Annotated in this window: 19 protein-coding genes; 6 read left to right on the top strand and 13 right to left on the bottom strand. The window is 38.3% G+C overall.

Annotated features, from left to right (window positions below; translation table 11 throughout):
* Positions 1-378 precede the first annotated feature (378 nt).
* Positions 379-1,482, bottom strand: a complete 1,104-nt coding sequence (locus PHF18_RS16655) for an RNA-guided endonuclease TnpB family protein (RefSeq protein WP_300103935.1) — start codon at positions 1,480-1,482, stop codon at positions 379-381.
* Positions 1,483-1,714: 232 nt separating this feature from the next.
* On the opposite strand from PHF18_RS16655, the gene PHF18_RS16650 reads away from it, so the two are divergent.
* Positions 1,715-2,704, top strand: coding sequence for a formylglycine-generating enzyme family protein (locus PHF18_RS16650; protein ID WP_300104708.1), 990 nt, complete (start codon positions 1,715-1,717; stop codon positions 2,702-2,704).
* A gap of 118 nt (positions 2,705-2,822) precedes the next feature.
* Here the strand turns inward: PHF18_RS16650 and PHF18_RS16645 are convergent, their stop codons facing one another.
* Positions 2,823-3,431: a hypothetical protein gene (locus PHF18_RS16645; protein WP_300104706.1), complete on the bottom strand. Its 609-nt coding sequence runs from the start codon at positions 3,429-3,431 to the stop codon at positions 2,823-2,825.
* Between the two features lie 53 nt (positions 3,432-3,484).
* Positions 3,485-3,757: a hypothetical protein gene (locus tag PHF18_RS16640; protein ID WP_300104705.1), complete on the bottom strand. Its 273-nt coding sequence runs from the start codon at positions 3,755-3,757 to the stop codon at positions 3,485-3,487.
* Between the two features lie 325 nt (positions 3,758-4,082).
* Here PHF18_RS16640 and PHF18_RS16635 point away from each other — a divergent pair, with 325 nt between their 5' ends.
* The 5 genes from PHF18_RS16635 to PHF18_RS16615 all read left to right on the top strand — a co-directional run bounded on the left by PHF18_RS16635 (position 4,083) and on the right by PHF18_RS16615 (position 9,280).
* Positions 4,083-4,658, top strand: coding sequence for a DUF2284 domain-containing protein (locus tag PHF18_RS16635; protein WP_300104703.1), 576 nt, complete (start codon positions 4,083-4,085; stop codon positions 4,656-4,658).
* Between the two features lie 273 nt (positions 4,659-4,931).
* Positions 4,932-6,215, top strand: coding sequence for an RNA-guided endonuclease IscB (gene iscB, locus PHF18_RS16630; protein WP_300104702.1), 1,284 nt, complete (start codon positions 4,932-4,934; stop codon positions 6,213-6,215).
* Positions 6,216-6,370: 155 nt separating this feature from the next.
* Entirely contained in the window at positions 6,371-6,712 is a 342-nt protein-coding gene (locus PHF18_RS16625) for a hypothetical protein (protein WP_300104700.1), read from the top strand.
* Between the two features lie 541 nt (positions 6,713-7,253).
* Positions 7,254-8,660 (top strand): tetratricopeptide repeat protein, encoded by a 1,407-nt coding sequence (locus tag PHF18_RS16620; protein WP_300104698.1) that lies wholly within the window; start codon positions 7,254-7,256, stop codon positions 8,658-8,660.
* Between the two features lie 392 nt (positions 8,661-9,052).
* On the top strand, positions 9,053-9,280 hold the full coding sequence (locus tag PHF18_RS16615; protein ID WP_300104697.1) for a hypothetical protein: 228 nt from the start codon (positions 9,053-9,055) through the stop codon (positions 9,278-9,280).
* Positions 9,281-9,861: 581 nt separating this feature from the next.
* On the opposite strand, the gene PHF18_RS16610 is transcribed toward PHF18_RS16615, so the two are convergent.
* The 10 genes from PHF18_RS16610 to PHF18_RS16565 form a co-directional block, all read right to left on the bottom strand.
* A complete protein-coding gene (locus PHF18_RS16610) occupies positions 9,862-10,341 on the bottom strand; it encodes a hydrolase (protein WP_300104695.1) in 480 nt (159 codons plus the stop codon).
* 402 nt (positions 10,342-10,743) lie between these two features.
* Positions 10,744-11,433: a hypothetical protein gene (locus PHF18_RS16605; RefSeq protein ID WP_300104693.1), complete on the bottom strand. Its 690-nt coding sequence runs from the start codon at positions 11,431-11,433 to the stop codon at positions 10,744-10,746.
* A 95-nt stretch (positions 11,434-11,528) separates the two neighbouring features.
* Complete coding sequence (locus PHF18_RS16600; protein ID WP_300104692.1) at positions 11,529-12,344, bottom strand: RAMP superfamily CRISPR-associated protein; 816 nt, start codon at positions 12,342-12,344, stop codon at positions 11,529-11,531.
* A gap of 1 nt (position 12,345) precedes the next feature.
* On the bottom strand, positions 12,346-12,816 hold the full coding sequence (locus PHF18_RS16595) for a hypothetical protein (protein WP_300104690.1): 471 nt from the start codon (positions 12,814-12,816) through the stop codon (positions 12,346-12,348).
* Entirely contained in the window at positions 12,806-13,768 is a 963-nt protein-coding gene (gene cmr4 / locus PHF18_RS16590) for a type III-B CRISPR module RAMP protein Cmr4 (protein ID WP_300104688.1), read from the bottom strand. The genes PHF18_RS16595 and cmr4 overlap by 11 nt, the downstream gene beginning before the upstream one ends.
* Positions 13,769-16,531 carry a CRISPR-associated protein Csx11 gene (locus PHF18_RS16585; protein WP_300104686.1) on the bottom strand — a complete coding sequence of 921 codons (2,763 nt, stop codon included), beginning with the start codon at positions 16,529-16,531 and terminating at the stop codon, positions 13,769-13,771. It lies immediately after the preceding gene.
* Positions 16,521-17,810, bottom strand: a complete 1,290-nt coding sequence (locus PHF18_RS16580; RefSeq protein ID WP_300104684.1) for an RAMP superfamily CRISPR-associated protein — start codon at positions 17,808-17,810, stop codon at positions 16,521-16,523. Before PHF18_RS16580 ends, PHF18_RS16585 begins: the two co-directional genes overlap by 11 nt.
* The gene (gene cmr1, locus PHF18_RS16575) at positions 17,811-18,935 is read right to left on the bottom strand and encodes a type III-B CRISPR module RAMP protein Cmr1 (protein WP_300104682.1); all 1,125 of its coding nucleotides are present in this window, start codon (positions 18,933-18,935) and stop codon (positions 17,811-17,813) included. It abuts the gene before it with no gap.
* Between the two features lie 33 nt (positions 18,936-18,968).
* Positions 18,969-19,676, bottom strand: a complete 708-nt coding sequence (locus PHF18_RS16570) for a CRISPR-associated endonuclease Cas6 (protein ID WP_300104681.1) — start codon at positions 19,674-19,676, stop codon at positions 18,969-18,971.
* A 121-nt stretch (positions 19,677-19,797) separates the two neighbouring features.
* Positions 19,798-20,244: a hypothetical protein gene (locus PHF18_RS16565; protein WP_300104679.1), complete on the bottom strand. Its 447-nt coding sequence runs from the start codon at positions 20,242-20,244 to the stop codon at positions 19,798-19,800.
* Positions 20,245-20,342 lie beyond the last annotated feature (98 nt).

Below are 20,342 nucleotides of genomic sequence, written 5' to 3'. Positions count from 1 at the left end.
AGAGCCAAATAAAAAACAACCTTCCTGTCCCAAGGTAATGATGGAGTTAATATCAAAAAAAGGTAAGTGAAAAGGACTTTCATTGTTTGGGCATGTTATTCGAAGAATTTCATGTGCGTTTTTCTAATTTAGAGACTTTCATGTTAATTATAAGCTACTACAAATATAATTTTAAAATATTCATACAAAAATATAAAAATATTAAATACAAATTGTAATTTATTGGATAAAAATTGAAGTCGAGTCAAAATAAAAAGGACTGAAGACAAGGAACGTGAACTACCCCTCCCTAAAACTTTCGCTTAATAGCTCAAGTTTTTGAGGAAGGAGCTTCCTGCTTCATACTTGGCGGTTGCCGTTTTTTCCAAGTCCACAGGCTCAAACTGTAGTCCCTACAGCAATTTTCTTAATATTGATAGCGGCATTAATGTCTCTATCATGCGTATTTTTGCAATCAGGACATTGCCACTCTCTAATATCTAAACTTAATTCTTTAAGTTTATAACCACAAACATTACAGATTTTAGAGGAAGGTTCAAACATGCCTATTTTCAGTATAGTTTTTCCTACCCATTCAGCTTTGTACGTTAATTTCAGTACGAAAGAATACCATGCTGAATCACTGATAACCTGAGCTAATTTGTGGTTTTTCTTTAATCCTTTAATATTGAGAGTTTCAACGGCTATTGCTTGGTTTTCGCTGATTAACCGATTTGAAACTTTATGCTGGAAATCATGCCTTTGATTACTTATTTTTTCGTGGATTTTCGTAAGTTTATAGACTGCCTTTCTCCGGTTTTTCGAACCTTTAACTTTCTTAGAAACTCTTCTTTGCAAACATTTCAATCTTTCAAGAGAGTTTTTCAGGAATTTTGGGTTATCAATTTTTTCTCCGGTAGAAAGAGTAGCGAAAGTCGTAACTCCTACATCTATTCCAATCAAGGTAGCATGAGAAAATTCTTGTTTTTCGGGAAGTTTTTCTCCATCATTAGTTAGAAAACTTATGTAGTATTTTCCTGTTGGTGTTCTGGATATAGTTATAGTTTTCAAACTTCCTTTGCTAATTTCCCTATGCATCTTAACCTTAATCCAACCAAACTTAGGCAACAAAACTTTGGAAATAGATGTATCAAGACTATAGTGTTGAGGAATCTGAAAGGAAAAATGGTGATCTTTTTTCTTTTTCTTTTGAGGATACCCAAATCCAAAATTAAAGAAGTTTGTAAAAGCTTTATTCAGATTTCTACTTGCTTGTTGCAATGCTCCTGCATTAACTTCTTTCAACCAGGGATACACTTCTTTCAAAACTAAGAGGTGATTATTAAGGTCAAACTCCGAGAGACTTATTCTGAATTTTTTATACATTAACGATTTGATTTCAAGGAGTTTATTATAGACAAAACGACAGCTACCGAAGTGTTTTTCCATAAGAGCTTTTTGCTCCTTATTAGGGTAAATTCGGTATCTGTTACCTCGAAGCATCTTTATAATATACTCTTTGTAACTATATGGAGATATACGAAATTATTATCTTCGGATTGTGGGGAAGTTGACGCTCTCATCTCCCACCTGTCCAATCCGGTTCTACCGGATTGTCCGAGGAAGGAGTCTTCCCGCTTCGGGAGATAAAAAATGAATAAAAAGTCAAACAGGAAGGAATAAAAAACAGAAGACGAAAATAGCATCCAGAAAAATATTTATTCTTACTGGAGCTGTGAAACCGCTGGATCTAAACATATACTTTTGTGGAAAATATACATACTCAAAAGACTCTGTATCCACGTTTGAGAACTTAACTGAAGATTTAACTGAAGATTTAACTGAAGATTTAACTGAAGATTTAACTGAAGATTTAACTGAAGATTTAACTGAAGATTTAACCGGGGGCTCAGCCCTTACTCTAAACAATATTTCTAATATTTCAATTAAAGGTTCGACTGCAGGATCTACTAACAGTCCAATCACTGCAAACAACCTGATCAGAAACTCAATCGGAATGGAGTTTGTCCCTATCCCTGCAGGAGAATTTGATATGGGCTCTCCTTCCCTTGAGAAGCGCAGAAAGCTCTGGGAAAGCCCTGTACACAGGGTATCGATAAAAAAACCCTTTTACCTGGGCAGGTATCCGGTTACGCAGGAACAGTGGAGTAAAGTGATGGGAAATTTCCCTTCATATTTCAGAGATGAAAAGTACCCGGTTGAAACTGTTTCCTGGGAAGAGACGCAGGCTTTTATCCGAAAACTTAATGCCGTTGAAAATACTGGCGAAAAGAGCTCAGTTTACCGCCTCCCCACGGAAGCTGAGTGGGAATACGCAGCAAGGGCAGGTACCACAGGCAGCTACTTCTTTGGGGACTGCGAATCCAAACTCACAGAATATGCCTGGTTTCTCAAGAACTCCGGACTTGAAACTCATCCAGTCGGTTTGAAGAAGCCCAATCCCTGGGGACTTTATGATATTTACGGAAATGTAGGGGAATGGGTACAGGACGAATACCATATCAGCTACAAAGGAGCGCCTTCAGACGGCAGAGCCTGGGAGAGTTCTTTGCCAAGTGTATCTGTTCCTGTACGGATAAGAAAGGGTGGGGGCTGGAACGGAAATGCAGGCTGCTGCAGGTCGGCTGAAAGGCTTTTTGCAGCGCAGAATAGGAAGCTCAACAGCCTGGGATTCAGGGTGGTCAGGGTGGTCAGGGAGGTATAATATTCGAAATAATCTGCGAAAAATATACTGAAGAAAGCTGCCTGTCTTGCAGGCGGGGAGGGCTCTGGTGAGGGTCCTGATGTATTAACGATTATGCAGGGCACTTCAGGTTATTTCTTCATCTCCTCACAAAAAAGGCTGCAACCAGAAGAGCAAGCAAAGCTCCGGATGGTCCGAACCCCGGGAGAAGAGGCACTTTGGATTTTGCGTAGATGTCCCTTATGGAAGCTGCATTAACCATATGCCACTCGGCTTTATTGCCGTCAACAAAGTCAGCATTCGAGTCAACAATTTCCCCGGGCATCTCCAGGTAATAGTGGATTTTAAAAAGAGAATCCGCAGCTCCATTCCTGCCAAAGGCGTCTTCAGGAGCATTTTGATACCCTGACGAAAAATTCTTCATAGGATCCCTGTAAGTAAGATAATCCCCGGCTTTTTCTGCATACGCGTTTTCCGGCGGCAGCCCTTTTATGCTTATTTTTACGTTGTCCCCATCCCAGATTTCCTCGTATTGCCCACCCTGTGCAACAACACTCTCCCTCAAAGTCTTCCCATCCTCCGAAGCCTGCGAGTTCAATAGCGAATAAACGTATGAGTTCGTATCTATTGTCATGTCATACTGAAAGATTTCCCCGTTTTTGTTTACCTTCGAATCAACTGACAGGGTAATGCAGCCGCTTGCAAGAACCATAAGTAAAATAGATATATGCAGTATTATTTTTCTCACTATATCTCCCCTCAACAATGCGAATAAAATGACCTGCATTTAAACCAGGAACATCAACTGGAGAACATAAAATATATTTGTTTAATGTCCCCTTTTGTTATATAAGTTCCTACTTTCCAAGTTTTAAATATCAGTATCTTTGAGACAAGTTTAGATACAATTGGTTCGCAGTTCTTTTTTTCCATACTTTGTTTTGCACCCTTGACCCCTACCCGTTTTTTCTCAGGCAGGGGCAAAAAAGGAGTTTCAGGTGCTTTCGACAATTTAGGAGGCGATTTTAGATTTGTGTCTGTCGGGAAGAGACATTTATCTATACTACCAACCAATATTTAATACTTTTGTATACTTTGTTGCTACTTGATATTATGTATGCATATAATTATCATACCGACGTAGAAACATGATTTTTCTGGAAAGTTTGCGGTTAAAAGTTGATAGAATATTAGAAATAAGTTAAGGAATCAAAAATCGCATAACATCCGAAAAATTAAAAATCGGGAAAACAGAACAGGTCTTCAGTGAAACAAAAATCAGTGAAACAAAAATATTTAAAAAAGTTAAGTAGTGTGTAGTCGTCGGGTGAAATGGCAAAGAGATGAAATGATTTATATGCCGCTTCTAAATGAAAAGAGGTTTTGAAGAGGGATAGAGATGCCAAATCAAGATATAAAACCTGATGAACTTGAATTCCTTGCAAAAAAAGCCCTGGAACTGGGAGCAGTCGATGCAAAAATTATCCCAACCTACAGCGTGTTTGTAGAGAAGAGGGTAGTTTTAAAATGCAGAGGGTGTGTGGGATACGGGAAAAAACTGACCTGTCCCCCCCACGTTCCTACAGTTGATGAATTCAGAGAGATCTTAAAAGAGTACAGGTATGCCCTGCTTGTCAAGTTCCGGTCTCCTGCAGTTGCAGATGAAGAGATAGCAAAAGCCCCTTATAAGACCTGGCTTGACCCTGCCGAATCTGATGAAACAAGGGAAAAGGCAGGAAAATTCTGGTCTGATTATTTCGACTACAGCAAAAAAATACTGTTCTCAATGCTGGAACTTGAAAAGACTGCCTTTAACGAGGGTTTCACCTTTGCAGTCGCATTTGTTAACGGTTCGTGCAGGCTCTGTGAAAAGTGCAACGTGGAAAAGGGAACCTGCGTCCACTCAAACATGGCAAGGATCCCGGAACACGCTGTTGGAATTAATGTCAATTACCCCTCCCTAAAACCTTCCTAACGGCTCAGGTTTTTGAGGAAGGGGCTTGTCTAACAAGCCCTGGTTGACCAGATCACCGATAAGGAGCAATAGAAAATCGGTAAACGATAGGAAAGAAATAGTTACCCTTGAATGCCGCCTCAGTTTAAGGCTCTAAGGATGCCGGTTAAACAGTCCTGAGAGGTAGGGACAGTGCTTGCATCGTTAAACCTTTCCATATCAGATCGAGAGGAAGACGGATTCCGGAATTGACTCCACAATTCAGATACGCATAACTCTTCGGAGGAAAACTATATGTTAGTTTTCGTAATCAATCAAAACAAAAAACCACTTATGCCCTGTAAACCTTCAAAAGCCAGAAAGCTACTGCAAGCAGGCAAGGCAAAAGTGGTCCGAAATACTCCATTCACCATCAAGTTACTTTTCGGAAGCAGTGGGTATACTCAACCTGTAACTGCAGGGATGGATACCGGCTCTAAGGTAGTGGGCTGTGCAGCCATTGCTAACGGAAAAGTGTTGTATCAGTCCGAAATCTACCTTAGAGAAAACGTTTTGAAAAAGATGGAACAACGGAAGATGTACCGGAGAAACAGAAGAGGTAGAAAAACAAGGTATAGACCTGCAAGATTTGATAACCGGGGAAATTCAAGGAAAGAAGGGAGATTAGCTCCTTCTATCCGAAGCAAACTTGAGTCTCATTTCCGGGAAAAGAGGTTTTTGGAATCCCTGCTTCCTGTAACCGGGTGGAAGGTAGAGCTTGCTTCCTTTGATATTCACAAAATAACAAATCCGGAGGTTTCCGGGGTTGGGTATCAGGAAGGGGACCTTAAAGGCTTCTACAATGTCAAAGCTTACGTTCTGGATCGGGACGGCTACACATGCCAGCAATGCAGGGGAAAGTCAAAGGATTTCCGGCTACATTGCCATCACATTGTTTTCAGGTCACAGAAGGGGACAGATACACCGGAAAACCTGATTACGCTTTGTGAAACCTGTCACAAAGCCCTGCACAATGGAGAATTCAAGCTTTCAGGGAAAAAGTCAAAAACAAAACATGCAACTGAAATCGGGATCCTCAAATCCCAAATCCGGAAATCCGGCTGGAGTTTTGCAGAGACTTTCGGGTACGAAACAAAGTACAGGAGAGAGCAGGTCTTGAAGTTGTTAAAAACACATTACTTTGATGCTGTTGCTATCTGTTGCAGGGACGATCAGAATGTAGAGGTAGAAGATTCGGTTTTTCTAAAAAGAAACGTTCCTGCGGGAGATTATCAGCAGCGGAGAGGGAAGAGATCAGAGAAGAAAATACCTACCGGAAAGCTGTTTGGGCTCAGGAAATTTGATATTGTAAAAACGGAAAACGGGATCGGGTTCATTCGTGGCAAACGGTCATCCGGGTATTTTTCAATCTCAGATATATTCGGAAACAAAATTTCAGATAGTGTTAATGTTAAGAAAAAATGCAGGAGACTGAGTGCGAGGAGTACAACATTAGTTCAGATGGTACAGATGACGCATTCCTCCCCTACCTGCCATTTCCGGCAAGCCGGAAATGTCGAGGAAGGGGTCTCCTGCTGAGGTAAGATGAAAAAGACGGCTGCAGAAGCAGAAATGCCCATCGTATTTCCTATCAAAGGGCAGCCTGAGCCGATGTCCCTCCTCCTCATCGACTGAAGCCGGGAAAGAAACAGTTTTAAACCTAAGTCCCTATATTAAATTAGGGTGTTACATAGTTGACAGATCCAAAAACTCAGAATCAGTGCCACAGCAGGAGCTCTAAATTCTTGTCTGTGAAAAAGAAGACAGTCATCGGAATTTATCTTATCATAGGCTGGTTGATGATTGCATTAATCATGATGAATGCAACTGAGGTGGTATCTTATGATGACATCAAGTACTTCTTCTGGGTAGTGCCAGTTTCAACAGCCGTGCTCTATCTATTGTATGTAAATGGAACGCCCCACAAGATGCCAGAAGAAGACGAGATGAAGTCAATCCTTGCTCTCATATTTACTTTCTTATGTCTGCTGATGTCAGTTTTTGCGGCTATTCTAATAGGGCATTATGGCCATTAAAGAACCGGATTTTTTTTCTTCCCGGTTTTTTCTTCCCGTTTTCTTAACTTAAAAAGAGATCTTGCCGGAAGCCCTGAGAGTCATGAAACGCCCGATTATGTCAAAATTTTGAACATCTGTTGTGGGAATGGGTGCAATATATTATGGTTCTTCACTTAACAGAAGACACACGAAATGGATACGGGTTTTCAGAGTTCAGGTCCAGGTTTATATAATGGTGCATTTAATAATGGGCTTTACCTCTTTATTTTACAGGAGAATTTTCTATCTATATCTACCCATATCTGATATTTTCGGCTTTTCCGGAACTGTCGAGAAGGTTTCTTCTTGTTTCCGGATCTATATCGAATATCCTCCGCTTGAAATGGATTAGCAGGAATAGGTGGCAGGAGTAGGTTAGCAGGATCAGTTTGAAATACGAGAACAGAGTTTGAAATTAGATTTCTCGGAGAATTTGCCGCCCATCAGGGGAGGTTGGGTGTGTACCTAATTCTCATTGCAAAAAAAGTTACTCCAAACCTAATTACACGGGACCGATACTATGGCAAATGATTCTAAAAAAAATACAGGCAAGGCAGATAAGCCAGACAGAACAGGCAAGACAGGCAGGCCAGACAGAACAGGTAAGCCAGACAGAACAGGTAAGCCAGACAGGACAGGTAAGCCAGGCAGAACAGGTAAGCCAGGCAGAGCAGGCAAAACATGTAGACCAGATAGAGCAGGCAAAACATGTAAGACTGGCAAGAAAGGCAAGACAGGCAGAACCCCCCTGAAAGGTGGAGGCAGGGCCGACAATGCCGGTGAAACAGTCTCTGAACGCCGGAGTAAAGCACTTGCGCTTTATGATAAAGCCCTTCAGAAAAACCCTGATGATGCAGCCGCCTGGGCAGGCAAAGCCGCAGTGTTTCTAAGGTACAGGATGTACAGTGATTCCCTGAAAGCCTTTGAAAAAGCTCTTGAAATCGAACCTTCGAATCCTGCCTACCTCTACGAAAAAGGTTTCGTGCTCCTTCAGCTCAACAGGGATGAAGATGCCCTGCAGGCTTTTGACAGGCTGCTTGAAATTAAGCCTAACAGCGACAAGACCTGGAACCTTAAAACCTCAGTCCTTTGCAGGCTCGGGCAGCACAAAAAAGCCCTTGCAGCCTCTGAAAAAGCCCTTGCTGCCAACCCCAAACTCGCGGGTGCATGGAACGCAAAAGGCTCAGTCCTCGTTGACCTTGGCGAATACGAAGCAGCCATAATAGCTTACGATGCTGCTCTCAAAATAAACCCGGACCTCCCCCGGACCTGGGAAGGCAAAGCCTTTGCTCTCTCCAGCCTGGACAGGCATGTGGAATCCCTAATAGCCTATGATGCCGCCCTCAAAATAAACCCGGACAATGCAAAGATCTGGATCGGAAAAGCAATGGTCCACCTCAAGCTCGGCAGATATAAAAAAGCGCTTGAGCCCTGCAGTCAAGCTATCTTAATAAAGCCCGACTTTGCTGACGCCTGGTACTGCAAAGGCATGGCACTCGCAGGTCTGGATAAAGACGAAGAAGCCCTCAGAACCATTGAAAGAGCCCTCAGGCTCAATCCGGACTATGCCGAAGCCCGAAAAGCCAGAAATTCCTTAAGCTCAAAACTCGGATACGACCTGGATGAAGATGAAGAGGAAAGAGAAGAGGAAAAGCCGGAAGTCAGGAGGAGCGTATGGACAAGGAAGGAGCCAACAAGCGAGATAATGAAGAAAACTCGGGTTCAGGGAAGAGAACAGAGAGTAGAGGGGCCTAAAAAGAGCGAATGGACAAGGAGAATACCAAAAGAAGAGACGACTGAGAAGAGTTGGGGTCAGGGAACGGAGCAAAGAGGAGAGAGAACTGAGAGAAGTGTATGGACAAGGAGAGAACCAAAAGGAGAGGAAACTGAGAAAAAAGTGGGGAGAGGACGGGAGAAAAAGAAGTAATTTTCAATTTTTTCATATTTTGTTTAGATGCTTAACCACCTGTATATAAATGGCTGGTTAGACGCTTAACCACATGTATATAAATAACTGGTTAGACGCTTAACCACATGTATATAAATAACTGGTTAAACGCTTAACCACCTGTATATAAATAACTGGTTAGATGCTTAACCATTTGTTTATATGTATATGGTTAATTTGCTTCACAAAGGTGGAAAAATATATCCTCTACTTCAGGGGCAAGAATCGGGTTTTATTGGGATTCAATTCTTTGTTTATATATTTTTTCTGCTATCGGCAGGAGAAAGAGTTTCCTGCACTCTGGTTAGTGGAATATATTATACAGTTAAACCAGAATTCTTTTTTGAAGAAACTGGATTTAGTTAGAACCATTGAAATTACGGGAAAATACGGAAATTGAGGGAAAATACGGAAAATACGGAAATTACGGGAAAATCTGGAAGAAAGGCAGTATCGGAACAGAGATTTCCGTACTCATCTGTGTTCCCCAGTTTATATATTTGGATCCATATATAATTCTTTTAGATGCATTTTTATATATTGAAGTATTTCCATCAAGAAAATTAGTTAATTCTATAAATTTACAAGAATTTTTTTGATGACCTAGAAGGTGATCTTACGCTTCAAAATGTAGCTCAAGTGTGTGATATAAACTGCTCAAAGGAAAATCCTTTAGGGCATGGTCCGAATGTTTTGTTAAACATTTTTAACTATGTGGAGTTTAATAGTCCTCTGTATTACTTTACTCTGCCAGGTTTCATTCTTGTGGCAAGTGGGTTGTATATACACCTTAATCATGTACAAACCTTTTATCCTGATGGAAACTTAAATCTCGGGTCTGCTGTTTTGATGTTGCTGCTGGCTTTCATCGGGGTCTTTATGGCTTTTACAGGAGTTCTGCTGCATTCGATAGCTGGTTTGATCCGATATAAAGCGAATAATCCGTGAATGCGTGCTAATTCAGAGATTTTTAACATCTTCCGGGATTGCTAATATTTACCCTGAATTCCACTGGCAATTGACTACAATCAATCAAAAATCCAGAAAATAATAAAAAGTCTAGATTTTTCCGGTTGGGTAAGTTTGGAGGATTTTTCCCCCTTTCTTCTCCTTTCTCCCTCGGGCCTGATAAGAAAAAAAGGTTAAGTAGAGCCACCGATATTATGACTCTATTTTTATTTTAAACTTCGGCCACGATAACAACGTAATTTTTCCCGTATTTTTCGGCACAGGCGGGACAGGTAGTGTACCACATATACCATTCCTTGATTTCGAGCCCTTTGCTTTTTGCATAGCCTTCAATGTCCCCGCACCATCCTTCCGTGTTTTCAAAATCCCCTTCATACACTTTGGTCAAGAACTTCCCGCTCATGGTTACGTTTTCAGCCCCATCCACTTCTCTGTCAACAGCCAGGTAGAGGTCCATATTACTTTCAGAGGTATGGTCCGACAAACAGAGCCAGTCAGGCACTTCCGCGCCAGCCCTGGCGACTTTTTCGTTCATCCTCATTATTACCTCCCCAAAGTTTAGAGGCATGTAATGCTGCGTGGTAACTGAATCCTTGATAAACTTTTTATTGTTCCATTCAAAGACTTTTCCATCCCAGGGGACGGGGTCAAATCGAGGACAACATTCCGGAGTTTCGGTTTCGATGGTCATGGCTATTCTCCCTGTTAGAGAATAACTTTTGGGGGTTATTTTAGGTTTTTGGTTTTTGTCGAGTTCGTGGGTTGAAGGTACTTTTTGAAGAGCCTTTTTATTTATTTTCGTAACTATTCAGCCTACAAAAATCCGTTGATTGATATCGATTTTGATGAAACCGATATGTATGATTATTAACCAATGAGAATTGAACAAACGCAATCAATAGTCAACAATCAAATAAAATTAATTTTCAGAAATTTGTCTATTGAATCTTAGTAAAGATGGCTATTGATATTGTTTTTTCCCGGCTGAATAGTTACTTATTTTCAGCTAATTTTTAAACAATTTTAGACCTCAAGCAGCTTGCTTTTTGTTTGAACTGTATAATATTCGAAAATACGGTCAAACTCCAATAATTTACTTTTCTTGATCATTGAATCTGTTATGATTATAAACATAGAAGGTTCTAAAAATTTCGTCCGAATGTAACTGAAAAAATTTCAAATACCTGAAAGTGAAAAGAAATGCAAATATAAATGTTAGAAAGCCATAAATAAAATAGCTTTTGAGGAAGAATGTAATACTTAAGATAATCAGGGCTGCAGCTGAATTTCTTGAGAAGTCATATAAAGAAATGAAAGTATTAATTCTTCCAAAAGTTGTTGGACAATTCTCTTTAACAAAAGTGAAACATAATATGAATTTATCTTGATTTGTAAACTCACCAAAACAATTTTCAAATATAACCTGAAATCGCTCTCTAAACTGTTCTGAATAATTAACTCCATAGTATATAAATGGCCATCTGCTCTTTTTCTCGTTTCTAAAAAAATTATCTCTAGGATAACCTAGGCAGTTTTTCACAAGTCCCTTTTCAAAAACACAGCTTCCAAAAGAAGATACAATATGTCCTAAACTATACATAATTATTAAGGCCAAAAATAAGAAAATATATTTAAAGTCTTTTGTTTCGGAAAAAAATACCCAAATGTCAGGCACCTGATTTTCAGGTATGAAAAACCAAGCTATTGTAAAAAATACAATAAGTCCTGGAAAAAGATAAACAAATATATCCAAAAAGGAAAATGGATTTTCTAACGTTTCCATAGGTTTTCCTCACTTTCCAGGTTTATAGGTGGATTATGAAGTCATAAAATAGAATTCCAAATAAATTTATTATTGAATCTAACAAATTTCAACTCTCAATGCATACTTTTCCATAACCCTGTAGGTAGAACTTCAAATTTTTCGTTTTTATTTACAAAGCCTCCAGGCATCCAACAAATCTCAGCATTTGAATATTTCCCCCCAAAATATTTATTTTTGGATGTTTCTCTGCCAACAAAAGGTTCTATTAAACCATTTAAATTCAAGTTGTTTGCAAGAGTATGCGCTAGTACGTATTTATTTTCTTCGAGAACATTTATAATCGGATTCTCATTACTTAAATCTACAGTATACCCATTAAAAAATTCGTCATGGAGTTTAGATATTTCCTCTATTTCCACTTTTCCCATTTCCACTTTTCCCCATCCATATCCACGTTCTCCTCCCAGCTGAACTTTTTTTAATGACTCTTGCCATTTTAAGTCACTCCCTTCTTTTTCAAAAAGATAACCTAATAGATACACAGACTTATTATTACGTGTTTTCGGGGAGATATATTCAGTCTCGTGGAGTGAACCTTCTTCTGCTGTTTTTTGATTCAGGGCGGTATTTTGGGAACTATTCAAATACTTCCAGGAAAAGTCATCAATATTTTCCCATGGAAAAATATCAATTTTGTTAGGTATTATTGTAGGATAAAAATAACTGAATCTTAAATTTTCAGCGACTTCATTTCCAATCTTTTCATAGTCAAAGTTTCCATAGTCTCTAGCTATTCTTGCAGTCAATGCACCCCACATTGTTTTGGCAAGAACATAAGGCCGTGTCTGCTGCAAGTTATCTGTTTTTTTCCATCCTATATGAACTGGAGAAAGAAGACGTAAACTTATGCGATAGAAGGTCCATGCCATTTTAGTCCTCCCTGGCCTTTGCTCCATATCGGGCGTAAATTAATGTCTGCTCCCAAAGTTGTTTAGTTAAGAAAAGCGTATCAATGTCATTACAAATATTATTTGTAAAGAATTCTAAGATTTCTTCTGAATTATCACCATCTGGTGATTTTTTTCCCACAAATACAGTCATTTCCAGGAGTCTACTTCTTATACATTTAGCAATTTCTTTTTCAGAATTACTGCGCGAATAAAGAAATAGCATACAAGCATAAACCCCGTTTTCTTGTAAAACACCTAAAGTCTTTGTAACGAGATTTTCTACACTCTTGCTTTGTTGATTAATTGTATCTTTCATGAGTGCTTGAGAGGATCGTGCAGCCTCGAGATCAAGATTCATTTTAACGAGATTTTCTACACTCTTGCTTTGTTGATTAATTGTATCTTTCATGAGTGCTTGAGAGGATCGTGCAGCCTCGAGATCAAGATTCATTTTCAACCTCCCAGCCACATATATTTTTCATTCTTCCAAATCCTCTGGTAACCATTCCCCCGATACCTAGATACTCTATCAAATGAAAACCCGCGTTCAAAACATCAATGGGTGAGTTCCAAGTTTCCCCAAGTGAATCACCTATATTGTCGGTTTTGTCCTTGTACTGTTTTTCAGTTGGTGGAAACTCATTTTTATAATCATCCTGTACTACATCAAAAAATAACCAGGTTGCTCTCGGGATAGCTTCATAAGTAAACAAAGCTTTATCCTCAGCTGTTCCAGTTTCGGGATTTATGGCAACAGAAGTACGAACTTCAAGATTACTATTAACGATTTGAGAAAATAATTTGGAAGATACAATTGAAAGTCGGTTAGCTATAGAATTCCATTCATTGTTTCCTTTAATAACATCTGGAGGGACTACATTTAACCCGGGAATCGCCTTCAGTGAGAGCCACCCAAGATTTAAAGTTTCTTTACCCCAATTTGTAGAAGTAAACATGCTTTCGTCGGAAAACTCAACATCATTTTCTAAAGAGAATCCTGCAGCTTCGAGGGTCTCTTTTGTACTGACCCATAAGGGTCCTGCAATAGAATTTACTGGAAATAGCAAAATTTGTGCGTCACTGATGCTAATTTTACCTTGCTGGCCCCCTTCGGTGTCTGTATATGTACCGAATGTATAGATTATTGGACAATTTTCATGGTTTTTTCCTTTTAATTTTTTATGCAGGCCAGCTGCTTCTAGTTTCCCATATTTCATTGAGGCATATTGACGTGCTGCTCCCATTAAACTCGTCCCTGGAATTTTGGGGAGATTTGTTCCAGGCTCTCTAACTATCGTGTTATCAACCCTTCCAAGTTGGGATTGTCCAGTACCTATATGAATAGGGTCCAGCGCCATGAATAGATAGCGTTGTTGAGTATAAAGTCCGTTTGATCCGTTCATTTAAATTCCTCCCGAAACTTCCTTCGCTCTAAGCTTTAAAATGTTCATGTGTAACTCCAGAATATCCCTTAATTTCCCAGACTTAGCCGCATCTTCTAATTTATCCAAGTCTGTAGTATCTGGTTTTCTTCCATTGTTCCAGTTTGCATTGTAAAGGACATCACGAACAAAAGTTTCGAAAATAGTTTTATCCTCTTCGACAGCCCATTCATCCCTTTTTCTCTCAATAAGAGTAATAATATTGTTCATCTGAGTGTTTGAGAGGTTTTTGGAGCATATATCCCATAAACCATCGAAACTATCAAGTTCTTCTAGCAGGTATGGTCTTAGAGCTTTCAGGCTTTCCTTCCGATTTCCATTTTCATTATAACAAATTTCAAATCTGCGGGAAGCCGAATCCAAAAATTCAAAATCGAATTTAGAAGGTAAAATTTTTACTGAATCTCCTTCTTTTAATTCATTAATATGAACCAGCCATCCCTCAGAATTCTTAAAAGAGTGTATAAAAGTGTCAGAACTGTCCTGAAGATCTCCGTCAACATAAAAAAAGGGATACCATATATCAGGAGTTATGTCATCTCCCATTTTTGAAAGAACTTCCCATTTAATCCCGTTATTAAATTTGAGAGTAATCAATTTATCGTTTTCAATTGGATTTTCTTTCAAGATCCATTTATCCTCTTTAACTGATCTCTCTTTATTCGATTTGCGCAACATCTTCCGTCCTGCATCCATTAAAGCCGCTAACGGAGTGCGAGACTTAGCAAATACCATCCCAAGACTTAAAGGCAAACGATTCCTTACTTTCCCCATTTCTTTTTCGTATTTTATTTTTATTAGTCTGGATATCTCAAGAGCTTTATCTGCTGGAACTATAGCCATGAATACACTTGGTTCAGCCATTATGGGAATTGCAGGAACATAAGGGGTATTTTCGTCTTCGATATTTAATATTATCAAGTTGCCGATGGGGTTTAGTCGGTTTTGTCCCTCAGAATCATAGATGTTAACTTTTTTATTGGACAGATATTCTTTAAGATATTCTGTAGGACTTTTATCAGCGCATTTTTCAGGATTAAAACCAAATTTATTTGCTAGTTCTTTGAGATTATCGATTATGAGATATTCATTGTTTTCCCCATAAAAAATGCTAAAACCGATTCTATCCAACATTGCTTTGTAGGCATTGCATCTAGTGAGCCGAATATTTGCGTTTTCAGGTTTGAATTTTCCAGTAATCTTTAACCTACTGTCAACTGGGCCTACTTTCCCCTTCAGTTCAGATTCTACATCTTCCCAGAATTCTTTAGTTGTTTTCCAGACTCGATGCATACGAGCAAAAGATGGGTTTTTTGTAACGACTTCATTTTGTGCTTCAGCTACCTTTAACGTAGAAATATACCCATCTGGTTTTAGCCATTCTAAGAGGTCTAGTTTTCCAGTTAGCAAACAAATTCTGTTATTTGTATCAGCAACTTCATCAATCCATATTGTGGTATTAAGGTTATTATACCATTCACGCGCTCTCCCCGTTACCCTCTCGACCCAGCAATCTGAGGCTTTCCTGTTAAATCCCTTTGAAGTGGGTCCCTGCGGACGTAACCAGGAAATTGTGCAAATTCCTCTATTGAAAGAATCTTTCCAGAATTTCTCAATGGAATTAGCATCTGCTGTAGAGTGAGGCTTTTCATTAGAAAGTATCTTTGCTATAGGAGGGATTTCGTTTTCTTGGGAATTATCATTTCTATCTGGTTTTTGTCCCCACCAGGTTTCAGTATCAATTTCTGTAGTGACAACGACTTCGCCTTCAAATCCAAACTCATTTGCTATTAATTGTTTTAGCGATTTATCTTTTTCATATATTTTGTCCAGTAAATCGGGGATGTCTGGTACAACGAACAAACTATTATTTTCATCTCGGTATATTTCGTTTCCTAATGGACAAGTTTCTTCAAGAAGAATTTTTACTCGATCCAAACCTTCTGTTAAAAGTTCTTTTTTTGTAGTTAATACAGGTACGCTTTGAGCATTTCCCCATATTTGTTCTGAATTAAACCTTATTGATAAAAACCTCCACTTTAGTTCAACTGGATCTATTTTTTCCCCAAGGAGTAATGCACCAGCTAAAGTGGATTTATACAATGCAGCAACTATGCCTGACCAATCAGTAAGTGTGACCTCATTTGTAGGCCTTCTGGTATCGCCTAATGCATAATTAAAAGATTCAACTAACGACTTAACAAAAAAAGACCGATTTTCCATTTCGCTATACGGAAGATTTGTTAATTTCAGTGTAAGATTATCTATCTTTTTTTCAAATCCAAAAGGATTACTTTTCATTGTGCAATCTTTAGATTGTTTATACACTTTATCTGTAGTTTCTTTTTCAATATGTGCTGCACCATGACAACGTCCTAATGTTCTTACCAACCAAGGAAATTTATCTATCTCTTTTTCTTTATTAGTCCTCGGAAGACCTTTTACAATAAGATCATTTAAGGTAACTTTCTCATTGATGAAATTTACTTTAGAAAAGTCAACATATCTTTTCTCAAAAAGAGATTTAATTTCATTATTACTTTCATCAAAATTTGATAAATAATCTTTTTTTATATCATAATACTTCAAATCTGATGGTTTGTCCCTAGAACTTCCGATTATAAATTTATCACTGCATTTTCCCATATCATGCAACCAAGCAGCAATCTCAGCTAAGAATAGATTTACTCTATTCTCAGCAAGGATTTTGAGATCAGCACTCATTATGAGCCCCCGAAGATTCTAAAGAGGTAGCAATATTTTTGGAGATCTCGATTAATTCTGAGAAATTTTCAAAGTTCCTAATTGGCCATTCAGGTTTTGGAAACTGTAGAGAGTTTAAATGTTTTTGCCACTTTTCTCCATTTAACCCATACCATTGTCTGAAACCTCTATATTCGTTTTTACTTCCTTCAAGCTGGTTTTTTATTTTATAATACTCTTTATCACTTAGAAGTCCATATTTTCCAGATCCTTTTAATTCTCCCTTGACACTGCCATCTTCATTAAGATATTTAATATAACCGTCTTCTGGAGGCTTTACTTTCTCAGTATCTTTGACGGAAACTTCTATTTCTTTAGTTCTTAAAGTGACAGTACCCTCTTCAACATTTTCATAAACTGTCCCGTATCCACTTGATGTTTTGGCTCCAAAACCATAATAAGTAAACATCAATTTTACTCCTTTTGAGATCAACTCTAGATCTTCAGAAACCTGTTTTTTAATGTTGTTTTCATCACATCCAATCAAGTCAAAAGGAACATATAGAAGTGTGAAAAATCCCGTTGTATCTTGTGGAACGCTTTCCATTAGAATCGGCACTGTCCCAACTCTACGCTCTCGGTCATGAGGATTAATTATTTCCAATGATTTTTTGGTAAAAAAGGTAGGGAAGAAATACAATCTTCCTCTTCTCAGATCTATTTCTTCAGAGGGAGATTTCTCGTTTCCAAAAATACGTCTTATCAAGTCGTTTTCAGGGTCGTATTTAAGTTGCCAGAGTGAGTTCCTGAGACTTCCTTTCCAAGAAGAAGGCGCTACAAATGGGAGGTTTATAACTTTATCCTTTCTCAGGGGATTATCAATAATGTGAAAATCGTTTTCATCAAGAGACATATAAGGCTTTTTAAGTGTAAACATAAATTTGAGAACAAAGGAATAACTGGGTAGTGTAGAAAGATTTACCTTCGGATACAAGAAATTGTCTTTAATGTATTTTGTAAGTCCCCAGTTTTCTATAACTTCTTCTAAATTGACTTTCAAGTTCTGTCTCTGCCATGCTGTTCGGAAATTATCAGACAGTTTTTGATTAATGGTAACCATGTAATGATAGGCCAGATGTTCGTTGGGCAAAATTAGATCCTTAAGTTTGATCTCTAACTTTTTTTGTAATTCTTCTTTTTCTTCCTTTCTTGCCTGATCGATTTCCTTAACAATTATCTCTGAATCATTTATAGAGTTTTTTTCCTGTTGATGAAGAACTGAACCCCAATCAGTGTTCATTTAGGCACCCCCTAAAAAATTATTGATCTCCTCTTCGTATTTCATTTTTGGAACCTCTTTAAGAGAAAACATTTTTTTAATCTCCGTACTGACAAGGTCACCCACGTCTTTTTTAGTGAAACCCCAAACACGTAAAAAATAATAATCCTCTTCTGACATCTCTCTAAATAGATGACTTACAAAAATTCGACTTCCAATTCCACCTTCTTTTTTTTCGCTCTTAGGGAGTGTGCCAAATATTTTACGAACTTGTTTCTTATCTCCATTACAATGAACGTAATATGCTTGTCTCAATCCTGAACCTTTATTGTGGTTTGGAAGTTTATACCTTATATCGAAAGATACCGGCAGATAACTCGTAGACAAAGATTTATTCCCAATGATGTTCGATTTCTGAAATCTTTGGATTAACTGGTTTTTCACAGGAATTTTAAACTCATAACACCAAAAATTTGATAAAGAGTACCAGTCTGGTTTATTTGCCTCTTTTTTGAATTCATCCTTATTAGAAAAGTTATTTATCTCATTCAGAGCGTTTTGAAAATCCATCCTATCTTCCATTTCAAACTGACCAAAACCATATTGATTTTTGGCACCAATCGCACCAACATGAGACATTATGGAGAGCAAAGATTTGATTTGATTAATTATTTCTGATTGATTATCTCTTCCAATGAGATAAATTTTAAAAGTGAATTTTCCAAAGGAAAGGTTTTCATTAAGGTTTTTTTCGAAAATTGTTGATAACCACCAGTAGTTTCCTGCTCCACTATCAAGTGTAGCTAAATGAAAAGTCTCTTTTGCACCAGAATCCACTATTTCTAATCGAAATCTCCGTTTCCATCCTCCACACCCAAAAAGATAACATACCGGACACATTTTTTTATTTCTTTCGTCTTCTGTTTTTTCCTTTCCGTCCAATGTGCATCGTTGTTCACTTATTGTATTGATCGGATCGCAAGCATATCCCCCTATTCCTCTTACTATTGCCTCATACCACCAACGCATGCTTCCGATAATGCCTGTTTCTTTAATTGCAGTAGATTTCCCATTTACTCCACCTGTCCATATTGGAGTAAGAGTTTCGATTATAATGGGCTCAGGTTCTATCATAAATGGCTCCATAATTCATGATAAATTTTCTAAAAATACCAAACATTAGTGAAATTGGAATGATTCAGATTTCCTTCTATTTTCTTTTATTTTCCTCACAGTCCCAAACCCCTTAGCAACTCCCTTCCCCACTCCCATAAAATCTGGGATCAAAAAATTAACCATAAAAACGCCTGTAAAAGAAGTAAAATCCATAGTTTTGTATTTTGAACAGCAAATCTCCACATCAACATCGCATTTTATTGTATCAGGAACAGTGTACCCAAAGGTCTTTGACATGGAAAGCAGGTTTCCTATCAGAGTCCTCCTGAGGATTTCCTTTTGATCTTCAGGGTTTCTGGTCTCAAGGAATTTTTCTTCGTTTTCTTTGTTGAGAGCAAGCCAGGGTGTCAGGAATTCGTAGAAAAAGATGCCTTTTGTAAGGCCAAAGTCCTGTTTTTTAATCCTGATAGACCTTTCAGTGATTTCAAAGTCTTCGTGAGGAAGGGTGACCGTATCAAATTTGTCAAATAAACCTTTCAAGATTTCTGCTCCTTCATTTACACCGACTATGAGAGGCATCCTGTCAAGAACTTTGTACTGCACGAGAGGGTAACGATAGTAAAACCTGTCAGTGTTATGGTTGTGGAGCTGGTCATATTCATTGAATTTTGACGCAAAGAAACCACGGATCTGATTTGCATCTCCCCTGAATTCTTCTGTTCCTTCGAAAGTCATTTCAAGGGTTTTGAGTTTAATGTTTTCAGAATTCATAAAATCTATCTGGAATTTTTTACAAATACATTTTTCAATTTTGTTCATATTTGGGATAAGATAAATAGCTTATGATATTAATCGAATAAGTTGTCTATATAATTATAATCAGAATATATATTTAAATAAATTCTTTAATCTTTTTATTGAAGTTCTGCTCAATTCTTTCAAGCCCAGCAGCGTATTCCGTGTGTTTGTAGTAGTTTACCCAGGGGTTAACAACTCTATAGATATTTTTAATTACATTATCCAGAGCCTGAGCTTGATATCCATTGTCAAAGCGGGCGTTTTCTATACATATTGCGCTTTCTATGCTCTCGATACTCTCTATTATCTTCTCAATAGACCCCTCGGTAGGTATAATCTTTATAATACTCCCTGCCCCGTTTTCCTCCACAATTTCCTGAAAATAGAAGCCCACGAACTCAAACCCGTTCCCAGCAGTTCCGACATAAGTCTTTTCTTTGTTCAATTCAAGGCCCAGATCAGCCAGAATAGCCCCAACCCTGTCAGGATCGATCCATTCCTTTGAAAGGACTACAAGGTGAGTAGCCCAGGGGAATTTCACCCCCAGGCCCTCTCAGAACCGGACGTGAACCTCTCAGCTCATCCGGCTCCCATTATCCAGCCCCAGGAAAAATTCCCATTTGCCAGTGGACAAATAGT

This window comes from Methanosarcina sp. (genome assembly GCF_028693135.1).
In the GTDB taxonomy this organism is placed as follows: domain Archaea; phylum Halobacteriota; class Methanosarcinia; order Methanosarcinales; family Methanosarcinaceae; genus Methanosarcina.
This window is presented reverse-complemented; position numbering and strand designations above follow the sequence as displayed.

Coding starts and splice junctions, on each gene's coding strand:
- PHF18_RS16600 (WP_300104692.1), bottom strand. CDS start 12,344: ATGGCATGGACCTTCTATCGCATAAGTTTACGTCTTCTTTCTCCAGTT.
- PHF18_RS16570 (WP_300104681.1), bottom strand. CDS start 19,676: ATGAATTCTGAAAACATTAAACTCAAAACCCTTGAAATGACTTTCGAA.
- PHF18_RS16605 (WP_300104693.1), bottom strand. CDS start 11,433: ATGGAAACGTTAGAAAATCCATTTTCCTTTTTGGATATATTTGTTTAT.
- PHF18_RS16655 (WP_300103935.1), bottom strand. CDS start 1,482: ATGCTTCGAGGTAACAGATACCGAATTTACCCTAATAAGGAGCAAAAA.
- iscB (WP_300104702.1), top strand. CDS start 4,932: ATGTTAGTTTTCGTAATCAATCAAAACAAAAAACCACTTATGCCCTGT.
- cmr4 (WP_300104688.1), bottom strand. CDS start 13,768: ATGAACGGATCAAACGGACTTTATACTCAACAACGCTATCTATTCATG.
- PHF18_RS16635 (WP_300104703.1), top strand. CDS start 4,083: ATGCCAAATCAAGATATAAAACCTGATGAACTTGAATTCCTTGCAAAA.
- PHF18_RS16620 (WP_300104698.1), top strand. CDS start 7,254: ATGGCAAATGATTCTAAAAAAAATACAGGCAAGGCAGATAAGCCAGAC.
- PHF18_RS16610 (WP_300104695.1), bottom strand. CDS start 10,341: ATGACCATCGAAACCGAAACTCCGGAATGTTGTCCTCGATTTGACCCC.
- PHF18_RS16595 (WP_300104690.1), bottom strand. CDS start 12,816: ATGAATCTTGATCTCGAGGCTGCACGATCCTCTCAAGCACTCATGAAA.
- PHF18_RS16585 (WP_300104686.1), bottom strand. CDS start 16,531: ATGAGTGCTGATCTCAAAATCCTTGCTGAGAATAGAGTAAATCTATTC.
- PHF18_RS16580 (WP_300104684.1), bottom strand. CDS start 17,810: ATGAACACTGATTGGGGTTCAGTTCTTCATCAACAGGAAAAAAACTCT.
- cmr1 (WP_300104682.1), bottom strand. CDS start 18,935: ATGGAGCCATTTATGATAGAACCTGAGCCCATTATAATCGAAACTCTT.